General features: G+C 72.4%; 13 protein-coding genes. 2 read left to right on the forward strand and 11 right to left on the reverse strand.

The genetic code is table 11. The features are described 5' to 3' along the window. Nucleotides 1-111: 111 nt before the first annotated feature. From eccB to AB0A95_RS19525, 3 genes are read right to left on the reverse strand one after another with little or no spacing between them, the layout of a single operon-like run. Nucleotides 112-1524, reverse strand: coding sequence for a type VII secretion protein EccB (eccB, locus tag AB0A95_RS19515; RefSeq protein ID WP_357557147.1), 1413 nt, complete (start codon nucleotides 1522-1524; stop codon nucleotides 112-114). Further along, nucleotides 1524-2912, reverse strand: a complete 1389-nt coding sequence (gene eccD / locus AB0A95_RS19520; protein WP_357557148.1) for a type VII secretion integral membrane protein EccD — start codon at nucleotides 2910-2912, stop codon at nucleotides 1524-1526. The genes eccB and eccD overlap by 1 nt, the downstream gene beginning before the upstream one ends. Nucleotides 2913-2930: 18 nt before the next feature. Then, entirely contained in the window at nucleotides 2931-3794 is an 864-nt protein-coding gene (locus AB0A95_RS19525; protein ID WP_357557149.1) for a hypothetical protein, read from the reverse strand. A gap of 202 nt (nucleotides 3795-3996) precedes the next feature. Between AB0A95_RS19525 and eccCa the strand changes: the two genes are divergently transcribed. Further along, the gene (gene eccCa, locus AB0A95_RS19530) at nucleotides 3997-7968 is read left to right on the forward strand and encodes a type VII secretion protein EccCa (protein WP_357557150.1); all 3972 of its coding nucleotides are present in this window, start codon (nucleotides 3997-3999) and stop codon (nucleotides 7966-7968) included. Nucleotides 7969-7983: 15 nt separating this feature from the next. Here the strand turns inward: eccCa and mycP are convergent, their stop codons facing one another. From mycP to AB0A95_RS19570, 8 genes are all read right to left on the reverse strand, one after another. Continuing rightward, the gene (gene mycP / locus AB0A95_RS19535; RefSeq protein WP_357557151.1) at nucleotides 7984-9183 is read right to left on the reverse strand and encodes a type VII secretion-associated serine protease mycosin; all 1200 of its coding nucleotides are present in this window, start codon (nucleotides 9181-9183) and stop codon (nucleotides 7984-7986) included. Nucleotides 9184-9185: 2 nt separating this feature from the next. Beyond that, nucleotides 9186-10070 carry a zf-HC2 domain-containing protein gene (locus tag AB0A95_RS19540; protein WP_357557152.1) on the reverse strand — a complete coding sequence of 295 codons (885 nt, stop codon included), beginning with the start codon at nucleotides 10068-10070 and terminating at the stop codon, nucleotides 9186-9188. A gap of 130 nt (nucleotides 10071-10200) precedes the next feature. Next, nucleotides 10201-11877, reverse strand: a complete 1677-nt coding sequence (locus AB0A95_RS19545) for a S8 family serine peptidase (RefSeq protein ID WP_357557153.1) — start codon at nucleotides 11875-11877, stop codon at nucleotides 10201-10203. Then, nucleotides 11874-13634, reverse strand: a complete 1761-nt coding sequence (locus AB0A95_RS19550) for an RICIN domain-containing protein (protein ID WP_357557154.1) — start codon at nucleotides 13632-13634, stop codon at nucleotides 11874-11876. Before AB0A95_RS19550 ends, AB0A95_RS19545 begins: the two co-directional genes overlap by 4 nt. 100 nt (nucleotides 13635-13734) lie before the next feature. Further along, nucleotides 13735-14292, reverse strand: coding sequence for a sigma-70 family RNA polymerase sigma factor (locus AB0A95_RS19555; RefSeq protein WP_357557155.1), 558 nt, complete (start codon nucleotides 14290-14292; stop codon nucleotides 13735-13737). 188 nt (nucleotides 14293-14480) lie between these two features. Beyond that, a complete protein-coding gene (locus tag AB0A95_RS19560) occupies nucleotides 14481-15431 on the reverse strand; it encodes a zf-HC2 domain-containing protein (protein ID WP_357557156.1) in 951 nt (316 codons plus the stop codon). A 38-nt stretch (nucleotides 15432-15469) separates the two neighbouring features. Further along, a complete protein-coding gene (locus AB0A95_RS19565) occupies nucleotides 15470-15811 on the reverse strand; it encodes a hypothetical protein (protein ID WP_357557157.1) in 342 nt (113 codons plus the stop codon). After that, on the reverse strand, nucleotides 15808-16095 hold the full coding sequence (locus AB0A95_RS19570) for a hypothetical protein (RefSeq protein ID WP_357557158.1): 288 nt from the start codon (nucleotides 16093-16095) through the stop codon (nucleotides 15808-15810). The genes AB0A95_RS19565 and AB0A95_RS19570 overlap by 4 nt, the downstream gene beginning before the upstream one ends. Before the next feature lie 122 nt (nucleotides 16096-16217). On the opposite strand from AB0A95_RS19570, the gene AB0A95_RS19575 reads away from it, so the two are divergent. Next, a complete protein-coding gene (locus AB0A95_RS19575; protein ID WP_357557159.1) occupies nucleotides 16218-17675 on the forward strand; it encodes a hypothetical protein in 1458 nt (485 codons plus the stop codon). Nucleotides 17676-17717: the final 42 nt, after the last annotated feature.

Consider the following 17717-nt stretch of genomic DNA (forward strand, 5'->3'; position numbering starts at 1 on the left):
TGGACTGTGGTGATCCGTTATTTCTCGCCTGGTACGGCTCATGCAACCAGCGGGTTTGTCGACCGGGCCGTCCCAGCGGGCCCTGCGGGCCCTTCGCGGGGAAAACCCCCGTCAACCACCCCAGGTCTCGCTCACCAGCGCCGCGGCCGGGTCCAGTGCCGGACCGGTCGGCAGCAGTTCCAGCAACTCGGAAGGGACGTCGACAGGCGTCGTGCCGGCATAGCCGAGCGCCTCCGCGCCCCTGGGCGGCAGCGGGAACTTCACGCCGTACTCGGAGACGAGATAGAGCGCCCCGCCACCGCCCGGCGCGTACGGGTTGCGGGCGAGCACCCCAGTGCCGGCGGCGATCAGGATCCGGTCCACGATGCCGCCCGCCGCGACAGCGGTCCGTGGCACCGGCAGGGCGGACCGCGCCGCCGACACCGAGATCCTGGTCAGGGTCACAGTCACCGCGTCCCGCCCCGGACGGAAGCCCACGCAGGGCAGCACCGACGCACCGCTGACGGGTTTCGGCGGCTCGGGCGGATAGCCGTCCACGAACTCGGTGCTACCGGCGACCGTGGCGCCCGCCAGTTCGTCCGGCCGCGCGGGAATCGGCGCGACCCCGCCTGCGGGGTACGCCGCCTGAATCGCCGGATCAGCCAGGACCAGGGCGGCGGCGGTGCGGCTCAGTCGCACGAATCCGTCCGAGCGGGACAGGAACAGCTCGGGTACGCCGCCGACCGGGTTGCGTACCTCGTACACCTGGCCGAGCAGGCTGGCTCGCCCGCCGATCGCCGGTCCCGGCCTCCCGCGGTCGCCCACCGCGGGAAAGGCGAGGTCCCGACCGGCCGGGATGGGGTTGAGCCACGCCGGGGTCACGAACACCGGTTCGACGGCCGCGTAGCCCAGCGCCACCGCGGCCTGGTCGGCCAGGTGGTGGCGGCGTCCCTGCCAGACCAGGTACCGCTGACGGTCGGTCGTCTGGACCAGAAACCCCTCCCGGTCGGTGAGTGCGACGGGCCTGGCGAGGTCACCCAACAGCAGCGTGGTGGCGGCCGCACCCGAAGGCTCGGGCGGTTGGGCGCACACCGTCCACGCACCCGAGTAGAGCCGGCCCGCCACCGGCACCGTGTCGGGTGCGCCAGGTATGCCGATCGGGGCTCCCACCGGTACGCCCCGCAGCGAGTTGCGGGAGACCTGGACGAGGCGTGCCGGGCTGCCGCTGCCCAGCACCAGGCGGGCGGTGGCGTAGTTCAGCACCGGTCGGAGCTGCCCCTCGATCAGCAGGTAACGCGCGCCGGTCTCCTTCACCGCGATGACGACACCCGCCTGCCGCCACGAGGAGTCTCCGCCGGGTCGGAAGACGCCGTAGATGCCGAAGCCGCCCGCGACGACGATGGCCAGCAGGATCCCGATGACCAGGCCGAGGAGCGGACGTTGGTTCGGCGGCTCGTGCGGGTCGGGACGGCCCTGCATCACCGCCGAGTTGAGGCGGCTGACCGTGTAGAAGTAGGCGTGGACCTGATCCTTGCGGGACTCCATCAGCTGGCCCAGGCCCGGACCATCTGGTAGATCCCGAGCACCGCGCCGAGCACCGGGATCAGGGCCACCGCGAAAAGGATCTCCAGCACGTCCACGGTCCGCCCCCAGTACGGGCGCAGCCGACGGCCGGGCAGCGTGGACGCCGCGGTCAGGAACGCGCCGGCGACCGCCACCACGGCGGGCACCAGGACGGCGACCCGCGCCACGCCGTCCTGGTTCGCGGCGTACCGGAGCAGGGTGAAGAGGACAAGCGCCACGGCCGGCGTCATCGTCGCCCAGCGTGCCACCAGGCCGCTCAGGTGCCGGGCCCGCATGCTCAGCAGGGTGGCCGCCAGCAACGCCAGGATCATCTCCCAGCGCCCGCCGGACACCAGCAGCGCCGCGGCCATCAGGACCTGCGCGGCACCCACCCCGATCGTGAGCGCGGCCAGGTACGCGAGACCCGCGCTCCCCCGTTCCACGACGATCCGGTGGGGCTCGGGGTCGATGTCCTCGGAGAGTTGCTCGGGCTTGCCGGGCAGCAGCGGCAACGTCAGCCCGCCGAGGCGGAACGCGGCCGGCGGCAGCATCAGCGCCGCCACCATCGAGAAGACCAGCCCACACGCGGCGGCCTCCGGTGGGGTCACCGGACCCGCCGCGGTGAGCAGCGCCGGAACCGCGACGCTCACCGCGAGGGCGAGCGCACCGGCGAAGAGCAGGCCGGCGTCGGCCACCGCGGAGAGCCCGGCGGCGAGCGTCACCAGCGCGGCCAGTGCCGCCAGGCAGATCCGGACCGAGAGTGCCGAGTGCGGGGCGATCGCGACAGCCCCGAGCCAACCGGCTGTCGCCGAGTATCCCGCCGCCGCCATCGCCAGCAGCGTTCCCGTCTGCGGGTCCGGAACGGCCCGGCTGACCAGGCCGGCGGCGGCGAGGAGCACGACGGTCAGCGCCGCGGCGACTGTGGCACGCACCACCGCCGGCCCGCCGAGCCAGAGCACCACCAGGCCCACCGCCAGCAGCACCACGCCGTCGGTGAGCAGCATCGCGCGGGTGCGCGCCACCGTCCAGCGCCACGGGCTGGTACGCGCCTGCTCCCCCACGCCGTCGACCAGGTCGTCGAAGTCGATCGGCGGCAACTGCTCGGCCCGGGGCAGCAGGTGCAGCGCCTCGCCGTCGAGCAGGTTCAGCTCGACGGCCGACTGCTCCTCGTCCAGCGGCGGCTCACCGACGCGCTGCACCACCCACCCGTCATGCTCGGCGCCGTGATCGGCGGCCTCCGGGTTGAGTTGGAGCAGCACCGACGGCAGCAGATCGACAAGCGGCGCGTCCCCGGGCAGGGCCACGTCCACGGCACGCGAGCCGAGCACGAACCGGAGACGTACGGGTGCCGAGAGGCGCTGCGTGCTCAACCGTTCCATCTCGGTGGGTCAGTGCTCGTACGGACGGTAGTAGCGGCCGTCGTAGTAGTAGGGCTCCAGGTTCAGCCACCAGATCTCGACGCCGCCCGGACCGGTCTGGTGCTTACCGTCGATCTCGTAGTACCGGTACGTGTTGCCCTGGAAATCCTCGTCGTTGGCCGGGTTGTGGACGACCTTCTCCCCCGACGGCTCGTGATGCGGATCGAAGTTGTCACCGGTGGGGAGTGGCTTTTCGTCCGGCTTCTTCTCGTCCGGCTTCTTCTCCTCCGGTTTCTCCTCGGCACTCTCCTCGCTGAGCCGCGAGTCGGGGTAGCCGTCGGTGTCCTTGAGCAACGGGCTCTCGCGGAGGTCGAGGTTCGTGTCGTCCTTGGGCCCCACGCCCTTGATGTCGAGGAATTCGTCCATGCCCTCGATGTCGCCCGGCTTGAAGGGTTTGATCAGGTCCTTGCCCGGGTCGATTGTCGACTTGTCCACCTCGGAGCCGTAGTCGCCGGTCTTGTAGCTGGACTGCTCGCGCACCTTGGTCGGCTCGAACTCGGCGTCACCCATGCCGCCGACCACCTTCTTGGCGTCCTTGTTGAACGTGGACACCGCGTCGGCGTTGCTCCCGTCGATCCGCTCGTAGTCGTCGGCGATCTGGTACAGGCCGGTATTTATCTCGTCGAATGCCCGTTGCAGGTATTTCACGTGTTCGACGATTCCGTCCCGGCGGTCGACGAAGAGATCCTCCAGCCAGGTCGCCGCGTCGAACTTCCCGGCGTTCGGCTCCATCTTCGCCAGCTTGCTGAAGACCGACTGGTGGTCCTCCAGAAGGGCGCCGATCTTCTTGCCGATCTCCCGCAACTGATCCGGGGTAACGCGTGTCTCCGCCACAACCGCCCCCTCCTGCTATGGTCACTGCTGTTCGTTTCTCCGGTGCCGGGTCTGCCTCCACAAGCGAGACCGCGGCCTCCGACATCGCTTTCGGGTCGAGCGCCGAATCCCCAGGACGATAAGCCCGCTGTCGCGCGCCCGACGGGTGCTCGGCAGGCGACCGGGCCGATCGGAGGGAAACCCCTCACCGAAGGAGACGAACGTGGGCACCGTGCCGTACGTCCGCAGGGCTCGCCGCGCCGGCCCGGTCGCGCCGGCCGAGGAGATCGCGCTCCAGGAGCCACCGGTCATCCCCGAGCCCGCCGAGCGGGGGCTGAGCGCCGTGCTGATGCTGGCGCCGATGGCCATCGCCTCGCTCGCCATGGTGCTCATGTTCCTGCGACCCAACGCGGGCGCGCTGGCCTATGTGGGCGTCTGCCTGATGGTGCTCTCGGCGATCGCGATGTTGATCGTGCCGTTGATCCGCAACGCCGGGCAGCACAAGCACCGGCTCAACGGTGAACGCCGCGACTACCTGCGCTACCTCGGCCAGGTGCGGCGCAGGGTGCGTGCCGCGCTGACCGAGGAGCGGCGCGCGGCCCGCTGGCTGCACCCGGACCCGGGCGCGCTGTGGTCGATGGCGCTCAGTCAGCGGCTGTGGGAGCGGCGGACGGCGCACAACGACTTCGGCGAGGTACGCGTCGGGCTCGGCACCCGACGCTCCACGGTGCGGTTGGCCGCACCGAACAGTAAGCCGCTGGAGGATCTGGAGCCGTTGGCCGCGCACGCCCTGCGTCGCTTCCTGCGGGCGTACTCCACCCTTCAGGACGCGCCGATCGCCATCTACCTGCGCGGCTTCGCGCGGATCGGGTTCGGCGGCGACGTGGCGGTGGCCCGGTCCACGGTGCGCGCGATCCTGGCCCAACTCACCGTCGCCCACTCCCCGCAGGATCTGTTGGTGGTGATCGCCGCCACCCGGGGCCCGGAATGGGACTGGGCCAAGTGGCTGCCGCACGTGCAGGACGACACCGTCCCCGACGTCACCGGCACTCGGCGCAGGTTCGCCACCGACGCGACCGAGATCGAGGAGGTCCTCGCCGCGCTGAACGTCCAGGACCGCCCCGGCTACGAGCCGGACTCCCCGGTCACGGCCATCGAGCCGTTCGTGGTGCTCATCCTCGACGGACCACGCCTGCCGCCCGGCCACCGCCTCGGCATGGAGGGCTATCGCAACGTGCTCACGCTGGACGTGGGCGCGACGCTGGGCTGGGAGGCGCACCCGCACACCCTGCTGGTGCGGGCCACCGAGCAGCAGTTGGACATCGTCACCTTCGACCACCTCGGCAAGTCCAGCAGCAGCCGACTGTGTCGTCCGGACCGGTTGGGTGTGGTGGCGGCAGCGGCGCTGGCCCGGTCGTTGGCCCGCTACCGCGTGGGCGCGGGCACCGACACCGAGGAGCCGCTGGCCACCGACTACGACCTGGCCGGCCTGCTCCAGCTCGGTGATCTGACCGCCGTGGACCTGGCCGCCTACCGGGCCGGGCGGACGGCGGCGCAACGGCTGCGGGTGCCGATCGGCATGTCGGCCACCGGCACCCCGATCGAGCTGGACATCAAGGAGGCCGCCGAGGGCGGAATGGGCCCACACGGGATGCTGATCGGCGCCACCGGTTCGGGCAAGAGCGAGTTGCTCCGTACGCTGGTGCTGGCGCTGGCCGCCCGGCACACCTCCGAGGAGCTGAACCTCGTCCTCGTCGACTTCAAGGGCGGTGCGGCGTTCCTCGGCTTCGAGCGGCTGCCACACACCTCGGCCGTGATCACCAACCTGTCCGAGGAGCTGGAACTCGTCGACCGCATGCAGGACGCGCTGACCGGTGAGTTGAACCGTCGTCAGGAGCACCTGCGGGCGAGCGGGTACCCGTCCCGGCGCGACTACGAGAAGGCGCGCACCGAGGGCGTCGTGCTGGAGCCGATGCCGGCGCTGTTCATCGTCGTGGACGAGTTCAGCGAGATGCTCAGCAGCAAACCCGAGTTCATCGACGTCTTCGCGATGATCGGCCGGCTGGGCCGCAGCCTCGGCGTGCATCTGCTCCTGGCCAGCCAACGCCTCGACGAGGGGCGCATCCACCAGATCGAGACCCACCTGTCGTACCGGATCGGTCTGCGGACCTTCTCCTCGATGGAGAGCCGCAGCGTGCTGGGTGTGCCGGACGCGTACGAGCTGCCGAACGTGCCGGGCAACGGTTATCTGCGACCGGACACGCAGACCCTGATCCGGTTCAAGGGCGCCTACTGCTCCGGGCCGTGGCGGCCGCCGCACCAGCGCCGCCTCCAGGCGGTCCAGGGTGGTCTCGTCCCGTTCGGCACCGAGCACCTGCGCCCCGAGGTGCCGGTGACGCCGGAGCCGGACCCGGCGCAGGACAACGACGAGAAACCGCCGGTCCTGGCCGACGTGCTGCTGTCCGTGCTGCACGGGCACGGTCCGGCCGCGCACCAGGTGTGGCTGCCGCCGCTGACCGAGACCACGACGCTGGAGAAGCTGCTGCCTCCGCTGATCGACCATCCCACCCTCGGCCTGGCCCCGGTGGGCGGGTACGGCACCGGCCAGCTCGTCGCGCCGATCGGCCTCGTCGACCTGCCCGCGCAGCAACGGCGGGAGCTGCTGCTGGCCTCCCTGGCGGGCAGCAAGGGCAACGTCGGTGTGGTGGGCGGCCCACAGAGCGGCAAGAGCACCCTGCTGCGGACGCTGATCAGCGCGTTGGCGCTGACCCACACCGCCGCCGAGGTGCAGTTCTACTGCCTGGACTTCGGCGGCGGCGCGCTGGGGGCACTGTCGCGGCTGCCGCACGTGGGCAGCGTCGCGGGCCGGCTCGACCGCGACCGGGTGACCCGTACCGTGCTGGACCTGACGAACCTGATGGCCCGCCGGGAACAGATCTTCGCCCAGCACGGCATCGACTCGATGACCAGCTATCGGCGGGCCCGGCAGGCCGGCGGATACCAGGACGAGGACCCGTACGGAGACGTTTTCCTGGTGATCGACGGGTGGTACACGGCACGGCAGGACTTCCAGGACCTGGACGACCGCTTCGGCGAGATCGCCGCCCGGGGCCTGAGCTTCGGCGTTCACCTGCTCGTCTCCGCCGGTCGGTGGTCGGAGATCCGGCCCTGGCTGCGGGACGTGCTGGGCACCCGGTTCGAGCTGAAGCTCGGCGACCCGGTGGAGTCGGAGGTCAACAGCCGGGTGGCGGCGACAGTGCCGGCCATCCCGGGCCGGGGCATCACCCCGGACCGGCGGCACTTCCTGACGGCCCTGCCCCGCATCGACGGGATTCCGGAGACCGAGGACCTGGCCGAGGCGACGGCCGAGCTGGTCGAGGCCCTGGACGTGCCCACCGCGCCGCGCGCACCGCGGGTGCGGCTGCTGCCGGAGGTGCTGCCGGTCGCGGATCTGCCGGTCGCGACAGCGCCCTCACGCGAGGCCGAGATCCGCGTCCCGCTCGGGCTCGACGACGTACGCCTGGCACCGCTGTGGCACGACTTCGACGCCAACCCGCACCTGCTGATCTTCGGGGACACCGAGACCGGGAAGACGAACCTGCTGCGGCACATCGCGCGCAGCGTCGCGGCGCACCACCCGCCCGCCGAGGCACGTGTGGTCTTCGCCGACTTCCGCCGCGAGCTGCACGACGCGATCCCGCAGGCGAACCAGATCGGATACTCGATGTCGGCGGAGCGTCTCACCGCGACAATGGCCGAGGCGGGCCAGGTGCTGACCGGTCGGCTGCCCGGCCCGGACGTCCCACCGAGCCGGCTGCCCCGACGAGACTGGTGGACCGGCGGTCGGCTGTTCATCATCGTCGACGACTTCGAGCTGATCGAGGGCGGCCGGGACTCGCCGCTGCAACCCCTGCTGCCGCTGTTGCCGCACGGCGCGGAGATCGGGCTACACCTGATCATCGCGCGGAGCACCGTGGGTGCCTCCCGGGCGATGACGAGCCCGGTGCTGCGTCGGGCCTGGGAGTTGGGCTCTCCCGCGATCCTGTTCTCCTGCCCCCGGGAGGAGGGCGCCTTCCTCGGCAACATCCGGCCGCGGACGCTGCCCACCGCCCGGGGCCAGTACATCGACCGCCGACGCGCGGTCCGCCTGGTGCAGACCCCCGAGGTCCCGGCACCGGACCAGCCGGCGCGGTGACGTCGTACCGTGGCCTCAGGTCGTCGGCGGTCGGCGGACCTCGACGACGCGGCCGGGCCGCCAGCGGCGTCGGTGCCCGGCGGGCATCAGCACGTTGAGCAGGACGACGAGCCCGGTCAGCACGATGGCGAGCCCCGCGCCGAGAGTGACCAGGTAGCGCCCGATCGGATCGGGGGGCGGCAGGTCGGGGCGGCGGGCGGCCGGCACGGGCACGCCGGGCCGGGCGGCGTCCTCCTCCGGCAGCACCGTCGCCACGGCGGCAGCCGGGTTGACCACGCCCCAGCCGTAACCCGGGTGCGGCAACGCCACCGCCGGGTGATCGGCCGTGACCAGCAGCCGGTGCCGCACCTCGGCCGCCGTCAGGGCCGGCCGGTACGCCCGGACCAGCGCGGCAACGCCAACCACGAACGGTACGGCGTAGCTGGTGCCGCTGCCCTGCCAGTGGCCCGGCCCGCCGGGGCCGATGCTCACCACGTCCACACCGGGTGCGGTCAGCCCCAGGTGCCGGCCGGTCTGGGAGAACCCGGCGAGGGCACCTGTGGCGTCGATCGCGCCGACGGCCAGCACCGTCGGCAGCGCCGCCGGGTACGCCACCTGCTGGCCGTGCTGGGCGCCGTTCGCCGCGGCGGCGACGACCACCACGTCCCGGGCCTCGGCGTACGCGATGGCCTCGACCAGGCTGGGCTCCGGGGCCTGCGTGCTGGCGGAGATGTTGACGATGTCCGCGTCGGCGTCCACCGCCGTGCGGATGCCCTTGGCGAGCAGCGCCGCCGTACCGTCGTCGGTGCTGTTGGCCACCCGGATCGGCAGGATCCGCGCCTCGGGTGCGACGCCCACGAAGCCGGTGCCCGCCGTCGGCGCGGCACCGATGATGCCGGCGATGAACGTGCCGTGCCCGAAACAGTCGTCATCGGCGCGCGGCCGACCGGCGGCGGTGAGGTCGACGCCGGCGAGCACCCGGCCGCTGAGTTGCGGGCTGTTCGTGGCCACGCCCGTGTCCACGATCGCCACTGTGACGCCCTGACCGCGCGACAGCGGCCAGGCCCGTTCCACACCCAGCCGTTCCTGCGCCCAGGGCACACCTGTCTCGACGGTCTCCGGCGGACGCAGGCAACCGCCGGTGCGCACCGGCGGGGTGGGCGCGGCCACGGCCACCGGCCAGCCGGTGACGATCGTGAGCGCCACGACCACCGCGCCGGTCAGGCCTCCCGCCACGACTATCGCGGCGTCGCCGACCGCGACGCCCGGTCCACGACGGCGACGACCGCCAGGGACCCGTCGGCAGCGGTGACGCTGAACCTGTCGAGTCGGTCGAAGGGCACCGGGCAGCTCCGGGCAACCTCCTGCCGGAACTCCGTACCGGTCACCACCGCCAGCTCCCAGCTCTGCCCGTCGACGTCGGTGACGAACAGCCGGTAGGCCGCACCGACCCGCAGGCCGGCCAGTGTCGCCCGCAGGTTCACCGCGCCGGCCTGCTGCGAGACGACCACCGACAGGGTGGCGCCGCTGGGCGTGTCGGTGGCGTTGGTGACGAGCGTGAGGACTGTGTTCGTACCGTTCGGAACCGCCAGGTCCGGGGTGGTCGTGGGGGTGCGCAACGACTGGCCGACGAGCAGACCCGCGAAGATCAGCGCCACCACGGCGAGGCCGGCACCCGCGAGTTTCATCCGGCGGCGGCGCTGCTGACGGCCGGGCCGGGTGGTCGCCGTGGACGCCGTACGCCCCGGGCCGGTGCTCGCCCGGTTCGCGACAGGCCCACGGGTCGGCCCCACCGCACGTGCCGTGTCCACCGGAGGGGACCACACGGCGGGAGGCGCCGACGGTGGATCCGGTTCTGGTTCCCGCTCGTCGACCAGCTCCGGAGCGGCCACCACCGGGATCGGCGGGACGCCGAACTCGGCCACCATCTCCCGGCGGTCGAGATCGGAGAGCAGGGCGAGCATCGCCACCGCCTCGACCAGCACGTCGGCCTCGGCGGAGCACTGGGCACAGGTGGCGATGTGACTCTCGACCGCGTCGCGCTGCTCCTCGGCCAATCCGCCGGCCAGGTACACGCCGAGCGCGCTGCGGAGCTGCGGCTCATCGCACACGTCGTCAGCCATGTCGCACCAAGTCCTCAATCCCTCGCCCGCGCGGCTGGTCGCCCGCGGTCCCCGATCTGCTAAGAACGGAACTGCCCAGGGGGCAGTTCACGACCGGGGACGTCTGTGCTGTCACGAAACCGACCGTCGCTCAGTGCGCGCCGGTGAGCGTCGGCTGATGCGGGTGTTCGTCGGGCGCGGCGCCCGCCGGCCAGTCCGCGTCCAACCCATCGTCCTCGCCCCCGGTCTCCGTCTCGGCCCGCCGTACGCTGCGGCGGAGGCGCATCACGAGCAGCGCGCTGAGTACGAGCCCCGCCAGTACCGTCAGCAGGAACGCCACCCGGACGCCGTCGCCCCCGGTGCGCTGACCGGAACGCCGACCGGTGGACACCTGCGTCGCCTCCTCGGGCAGCTCCCGGGTCACCGCGGCCTCCGGATTGATCATGCCACCGCCGTACCGGGCATCCGGCTGCGCGTCACCCATCTTGTCGGCAGTGGCCACGACCCGGTGGGCGACCTGCGCGGCCGACAGGTCGGGGTGGGCGGCACGAACCAGGGCGACCTCGCCGGCGACCAGAGCGACCGCGTACTGCGTGCCGCTGCCGACGAACTGCTTCGTGCCGTTGATGCCGATGCTGGAGACGTTGACGCCCGGTGCCACCACGTCGACCAGGTCCGCGGCGTACTCCTCCAGGAGCTTGCCGTCGACGCCGACGCCGCCGACGCTGATCAGCTCCGCCGGCGGGGCGGTGGCGCCCGGGCCGGCCGGAGCGCCGGCCACCACGACGATGTTGCGGCTCAGCGCCACCTCGACGGCCCGCAGCACGCCCTCGGCTGTGACATCCACGTACGAGCCGAGCGCGATCACCGTCGCCCCGGCGGAGACCGCCACCTCGATCGCCGTCGCCTGGGCGACCGCGTCCGCGGACGGCACATCGGTGACCACCCGCACCGGCATGACGACCGACTCCGGCGCGACACCCGCGAACGCGTCGCCGTCCGTCGGTTGCGCGGCCACCAGGCCCGCCATCGCCGTACCGGTGCCCAGGCAGTCGCTGTCGCCGCGACCGTCTCCGGTCACGATGTTGGCACCGACCGACACCCGGCTGGCGAGTTGAGCCGCTCGACCATCCACACCGGAGTCGACTATCGCGACGAGCTGCCCGACGCCCCGGGTGTGCGGCCAGGCCAGGTCGGCGGCCAGCCGCGCGGTGGCCCAGTTCGACGGCGCGCTGGCGGCGGTCGCCGTGACGCATTTGCCCGGCGGTGCGGGCGGTGGCGGCGCGGACGGTAGCTGTGCCGGGCCCGGTGTCAGCCCGGGGATCGGCGGCGTCCCACCGAGGGGGGACGCCGGAGCCGACGGCCTGCCCGGAACCGCGGGAACGCCGACAACGCCCGGTGCCTGCGGCGTGGACGCCTGCGGGGGGACGCCCGGAGCGCTCGCGGCCGGTGCGGCGGCGGGAGCGGTGCTGGGCAACACGCCGTGCTGGAGACCCGCGCCGACCGCGTCCCAGGGCACGACCAGGTACCAGCCGGCATGGAGGGTGTTCGGGTCGGTGAGCGCGCCGCCGTCCGGCTGCCGTCGTGCCGTGTTCAGGTTGAAGATCTCGGTGGAGCGCGACGAGTTGCCCAGCAGCCGGACCGCGATGTCGCCGAGGTTCTCCGGCTTGCCCTGGTAGGCCGAGGTGACGGTGTAGTAGAGGACGTACTCGTCGACAGCGGCCCGCGCCGGCGCGGCGGGTGCGCCGGCGACGAGCACGACCGCCGCGATGATCGCCCCCACCCAGCCCCGCGCGCCGCGCGGATCCGTGCCCCGCGTCCCTGTCATCTGCTGAGCACCCAGCGCTGGTCCACGGCGTAGCTCTGCCGACCCCATTGGGTGATCGGGGTGCCGTTCTTGCCGCAGCAGTCGTCACCGAGGATGTCGACCGCCTTGCCGGAGTTGCGGTTGATGAGGGTGACCCACGTGCCGCCGTCGATGAACGACCACTGCTGGCTGGGGTTGTCGAACGCCGGGTCGACCTGCACCAACTCGGCGGCGTCCTTGATCGAGCCGCCGCGGATGCCGAGCGCCTTGTTGTTGAACGCGTTCGTGATCACGACATACCTCGGATCGGCGGCCTTGGCGATGTGCCAGTACTGGTCCTTCTGGTGCAGGTTGTCATTGAGCTGGATGGTCGTCCCGCCGGCGGTGACGTTGTCCTTCCCCGGCACCTCCATGACCCGGCCGCTCAGGACGTTGGTGAACTGGTAGGAGACAGCCGGGTCCCATTTCGCCGGCAGGGCCGTGACCGGCGGCGGGGGCACTGGCGACGGAGTCGTGGCGGGCGTGGGTGGCGCGGCCGGCTTCGTCGGCGAGGGGGCGGACACGGCCGAGGGCGAGGGCGACGGTGGCGACGACGACGGTGCCGAGGACGACGGTGGCGGCGGGGCCGGGCGGTTCACCGACGGTGACGGGAACGCGCTGGCCAGGCGGCTGTCCGAGTTGTACGCGTTGAGGTAGAGGTCGACAGTGTCGACGAGCTGCGGAACGGCGGCACCGCGCGGCACCCCGCCCTTGGCCCGCACCGCGGTGACCCCCCACTGGTACGCCGCGAGCGCCAGCGAGTAGGGGTCGGTCTCCTCCCCCGGCTGGCGCAGATTCATTCCGGAGAGCTGGTTGCGCAGGTCGCACATCGCGGTGGCCAGGGTGGGGATGGCCACCTGCGGGTCCCAGACCGACGCGCTGTCGGACGGCTTGTACTCCTCCCACAGCGACGGCGTGAACTGGGCGATGCCCTGACCACCGCCGCTGCCCTTCAGGTTCGGGTTGAAGGCGGAGAGCGATCTGAGCTGCGCGGCGATCCGGGCGGCGGACACTGTCGAGGGGCAGACCTGACCGGCCCTGACCACCGCGTCGACGTACTCCTCGGGAATGCCCACCTTGTCCGCGGCCGGAGTGGCGGACGGCCGGGCCGGCTTCGTCGCGCCCGAGAACTGCGGCTGCTTGGCGTACCAGTTGGCGTACCCGGCGACAGTGTCGACGTGCTCCCGGGCGGACGTCGGCACGCCCTTGGCCTCGACCACCGCGTCCAGACCGACCTTGTCGGCCGCGACGGCCGCCTTCCAGAGGTCGCCGCCGGCGCCGCCGGCCCGGACCTGGCCGATCGCCTCGCAGGTGCGGTGCGCAAGCGCGAGCACGTTGGCCCGGACGTCGGCGCGCTGGGCCCGCTGCCACGGCGCCCACGTCTGCCAGGCCCGGGAGTCCAGCCCGGCGATGCCCTCGCCGGACTCGGACACGGCCGTCGCCTTGAACCCCGAGGCGGCCATCAGTTGTGCGGCGAGTCGCGGCCCGGTCAGCGTCGGGCAGGAGGTGGCGCCGACCACGATTGCCGGCAGCACGTCGGCCGGGACCGGCTCGCCCTCCACTGTGGTCTCGGCCAACGCCGGCCCGACCTGGAGCCCGGCCGCCACGACGCAGACGACGGCCGCGGTGAAGGCGACCCCGGCCTCGATCCGTTGACGGGTCGTCCGCAGTGAGCCCCATGCGCGCCGGCCCGAGGTGTGCGGGGTGGCCAGGCGTCCGATCACCGATCTCAGTGTCACTGTTGCTTCCCTCTCCGACGGGTACGCGCTGTGAACGAGCCGAGCGACAGGTTGGTTCACGGTTGGGCGGGCCAACTTCGGAACTTCTGCCGGCGGCCACTCAGATGCTGAACCCCCGCCCGGCGAGGTCCTCGCGCAGCGCCCGCAGCGCGTAGAAGGTCCGTGACTTGACGGTCCCCTCGGGGATCGAGAGGTTGCGCGCGGCCTCGGCGACAGTGTGTTCCTGGAAGTAGATCTCGATCAGCGCGCTGCGCAGCCGCTCCGGCAACCTGGCCACGGCGTCGCGCACCTCGCGGCCGTTGAGCAGGCGGTCGATGTCGTCCACGACGGCGTGCCGCTCCTCGATGCGTTCGTCAAGCTGTTCGGACGGCCTGCCCCGGGCCGCCCGCAGGTGGTCGATGGCGATGCGTCGGGCGACGGTGAACAGCCAGCCCCGGCTCCACTGACCGTCGGTCGTCCGCGCCTCCGGATGGTGCCAGGCACGCACCAGCGTCTCCTGGACGATGTCCTCGGCGAGGCCACGATTACCCATCGTCAGGCGCAGCAGGTAGTTGAGCAGAATCGGCCCATGTGTCTCATAGGCGAGCCGCAACGCGTCGTCGTAGGTCGGCTCTGGCGACGACGCACCCGAGAGCATGTTCCCCGCGGCCTGGTTCATGGCAGCGATAACGAGTGCATCGGTACCCGCGTTCAGTGTTCGTGGGGGTTTTCCCGAGGAATCTTGGCAGACCCTCGCGGGCCGGCTCGGCGTCGGAACCCCATTGGGTACGCTGACCTGCCGAAACATCGCGACGGACGGCGCGACCCGGTACGGTCGCGATGGGACGGGTCGCGCGTCGGCTCGACTCACGTCGGATCCGGTCCCCCGTCCGGTCGCGGCGATCCCTTGATCACCTCGGCCGTCACCAGGACCCCGCCGTCGACGTGACGGACGCTGAGCTGACTCAGGTCGTCCACCGACACCGCGACGTCACCGGCGTAGCCGCCGCGGCCCGGTGTGCCGTTCAGCCGACCGAGCAACAACTCCTCGCCCGCCGTGGTGAGCGCCCAGAGCTGGTACGACGCGTCCGGTGCCAGACCATCGGTCGACACCCGCAGGTTGACCTGACCGTCGTCGTCGTAGAGAACCGCGGAGAACTCCACGCCGCTGGCACCGTCGTCGGTGGTCGCCACCGCCACGACAGGGCCGGGCGAGTCAGTCGCGTGCCAGGGCTCGACGAGCAGCGTCGTACTGAGCGCGACGGCGAGCAGACCGCTCACGCCCACCACGCCACCGAGGCGACGACGACGTGACCTGGGGCGGCGGTGCGAGTGCGGGCCGCGGGACAACGGGCCCGTCGCGGGTCGGGGGGGCAGGAAACCCTCACCGGGTCCGGCGCGGTGCCGGTCGGACACCGTCGCCGGGCGGGCCTGGGTGACCGGACGGACGTCGTCGGGGACGCCGAGACGGGACACCGCGCGGGTCTCGCGCACGATCCCGACCGGGGCCTCGGTGCGGGCGGGCAAGTCCCGCGCCGGCGGGGCGCCGGGTGCGCCGAAAAGACGATCCCCAGGCGGGGTACGGTCCGGCTCGGCCGGGCCCGCCCCGAAATCGGCGATCAAGCGTCGTACGTGTGTCGCGCTGAGCAGGCCGAGAGTGTCGACGGTGTGGCCGATCTCCTCCCGCTCGGCCCGACAGCTCGCGCAACTGTCCAGGTGGGTGGCGACGTCGTGTCTCTCCAGCTCGGACAGCAGACCGAGCACGAGCATGCAGACACTTGTCCGCATTGTCGCGTCGACGCAGGTGGACGTGGCCATGAGCGGTCACTCCCCGCGGGGGACGGCGGCAGCGGACATCAGCCACCACCCGCTGTCGATCCCCCGTGCCCGGCGCAGGAGCCGGACGTGCGCTCGGACCACCTGGCGCCGACAAGGTCCGGCAGGGTGATCCGCACCGCGTCGCTGATGATGCCCAGCACGCCCGTGGGGCCGAGCAGACCGTCGGTCGCGATGGCCCACTCCTCCGCCGGATCGAGGTAGTCGTGGCTGTCGGCCCACCGCCCCCGCGTCGGCTCCAACTGCTCGCGCAGCGTGGCGAGCCGCCGGGCGACGTCGGTGGCCAGCGCGTTGATGGCCGGCCCGGGGTCGGCCGGGTCACCCGCGCCGTCGGGGACCGGTGCCCCCTCGGCGCCGCTCATCGGGACCCACCCGCGGCGAGCGCCAGATCGGCCGGCCGGAGGTCTGTCTCCGCCTGGAGGTCACCGGCGATGTCCTGGAGCGCGTCGTCGAGCATCCGCGCGTAGATGTCGTACCCGGTCAGCAGCGCGTCGCGACGGGAGGCGGACATCCGCAGACGTGCCGGGTCGAGGCTCGCCAGGTGGGCGCGCAGCCGGTCGAGTTGTGTACTGATGCCGGCCGCCGCGTCGCGGCACACGTCGGCGATATTGCCCTGGCCCTGCGGATACGGTGTAATTCCCCTCATAACGCCTCCGATCTCGGAAGAACATCCTGAGAACGACGGGTGGCACGCCCCGGTTCACCATTCCTCCGACGATCCTTGGATCGCCGCAGCGCCCGACGACCCCGGCGAAGGACGATGCCACGATGAGACGACGGCTCGCGGTGCTCGGTCTCTGCCTGCTCATGCTGGGCGTCAGCACACAGATGATCGCTCCGGTGGCCGACGCCGCACCCACCTCGACGGCGCGCGCTCCGGGCGAGACCGGCAAGTACTACGTCGTCGGACCTCCGGTCGACGGCCAACGGGAGTATCTCTTCGCGATCGCGGCGAAGACGCTGGGCAACGGCAACCGGTCCCGGGAGATCTTCGCCCTCAACGAGGGGCGACTCCAACCCGACGGCCGTCGGCTGACCGACGCGACCACCCTGGAGCCCGGCTGGATCCTCGTCCTGCCCCGGGACGCGTCGGGCCCCGGCGTCCAGACCGGCGCGCTGCCGGCACCGACGCCAGCACCGACAGCGGTGTCACAGTCCCCACCGTCGACCGCGTCCACGGCATCCGTCGGCCCGCCGGCACCGTCCACTGTCACGCTGCCGCGCCTGTCCGCCCTGTGGTCCCCGACCGGGCTGCGGGTGGCGTTGATCGCGCTCGCCGTGCTCCTCCTGCTCTGGGCACAGGTGGCGCTCCGCGCACGGCGACGACCCGCCCGTGGCGGCGCGGCGGACAGCAGCCCGGTCCGGCCCGTCCCGGCGACGGCTCCCCCGGATCCCAGACCCGCACCGGTGACCGCGCCACCAGCGGAGCAACCACCTCCCCCGGCGTCCGCGACACCAACCCTCGTGCCGCCACCCCCGGTCGCGACCGAGCCGCCCACACGGCCGCTCGTGGCGGTCGCGGCCAAGCCACCCGCCCAACCACCCGCGGCAGTCACGATCGAGACACCCGCCCAGCCGCCGGTGGCGGTCTCGTCGCCGCGAGCCGCGGATCGCACCCCGGCCCGGGCGGTGCCCGACGTCCGGGCGGCCGGCCTTCTTCCGCTGGCCCGTCCCAACCCGTTCGCCACCCTGGTCACGGATCTGACCTGCGGACCGGACCGGGCGACAGTGCGGCTCGTCGGCGCACGCCCGGCGCGCTGGGGATCCCCCTACGGGTGGCTGACCGACGGGCAGCGGCCGCCGCCGTCGAGCGCGCCTCTCGTGCTCGGCGACCGGGATGGGCGTCGACTGTGGATCGACCTGACGGTGGCGCCCGACGTGCTCACCATCGGAGGTGACCTGGCCGCCTCTCGCCGGCACGCGCTGGCCCTGGTGCACCAGTTCGACGCCGACACGGACGTGGTGGTGGTCGGCGACGTGCTCGGCGACGCGACACCCGAGGGTTGCCGCCGGGTCGACGCCGTTGCCGATGTGGCAACCGAGGAACCGTCGACGAGGGTACGGGTGGTGGTGTGCGCGGGCCCCGCTGCCGTGGCGCGGTTGGCTCCCTTGCGCGCGTTGTCGCACAGCCCCCAACGAACCGTGCCGATCGTCGTCGGCGCAGGACCCGCGGCACGGTGGTCGGTGCGGCTGGGTCCACCCGTCGCGGCGCAGACCGGACGGTGAACTGGCCCAGCGGCTGGCGTACGCCCAGAATGGACGCCTCGC

This window comes from Micromonospora sp. NPDC049230, from assembly GCF_040647875.1.
Taxonomy (GTDB): domain Bacteria; phylum Actinomycetota; class Actinomycetes; order Mycobacteriales; family Micromonosporaceae; genus Micromonospora.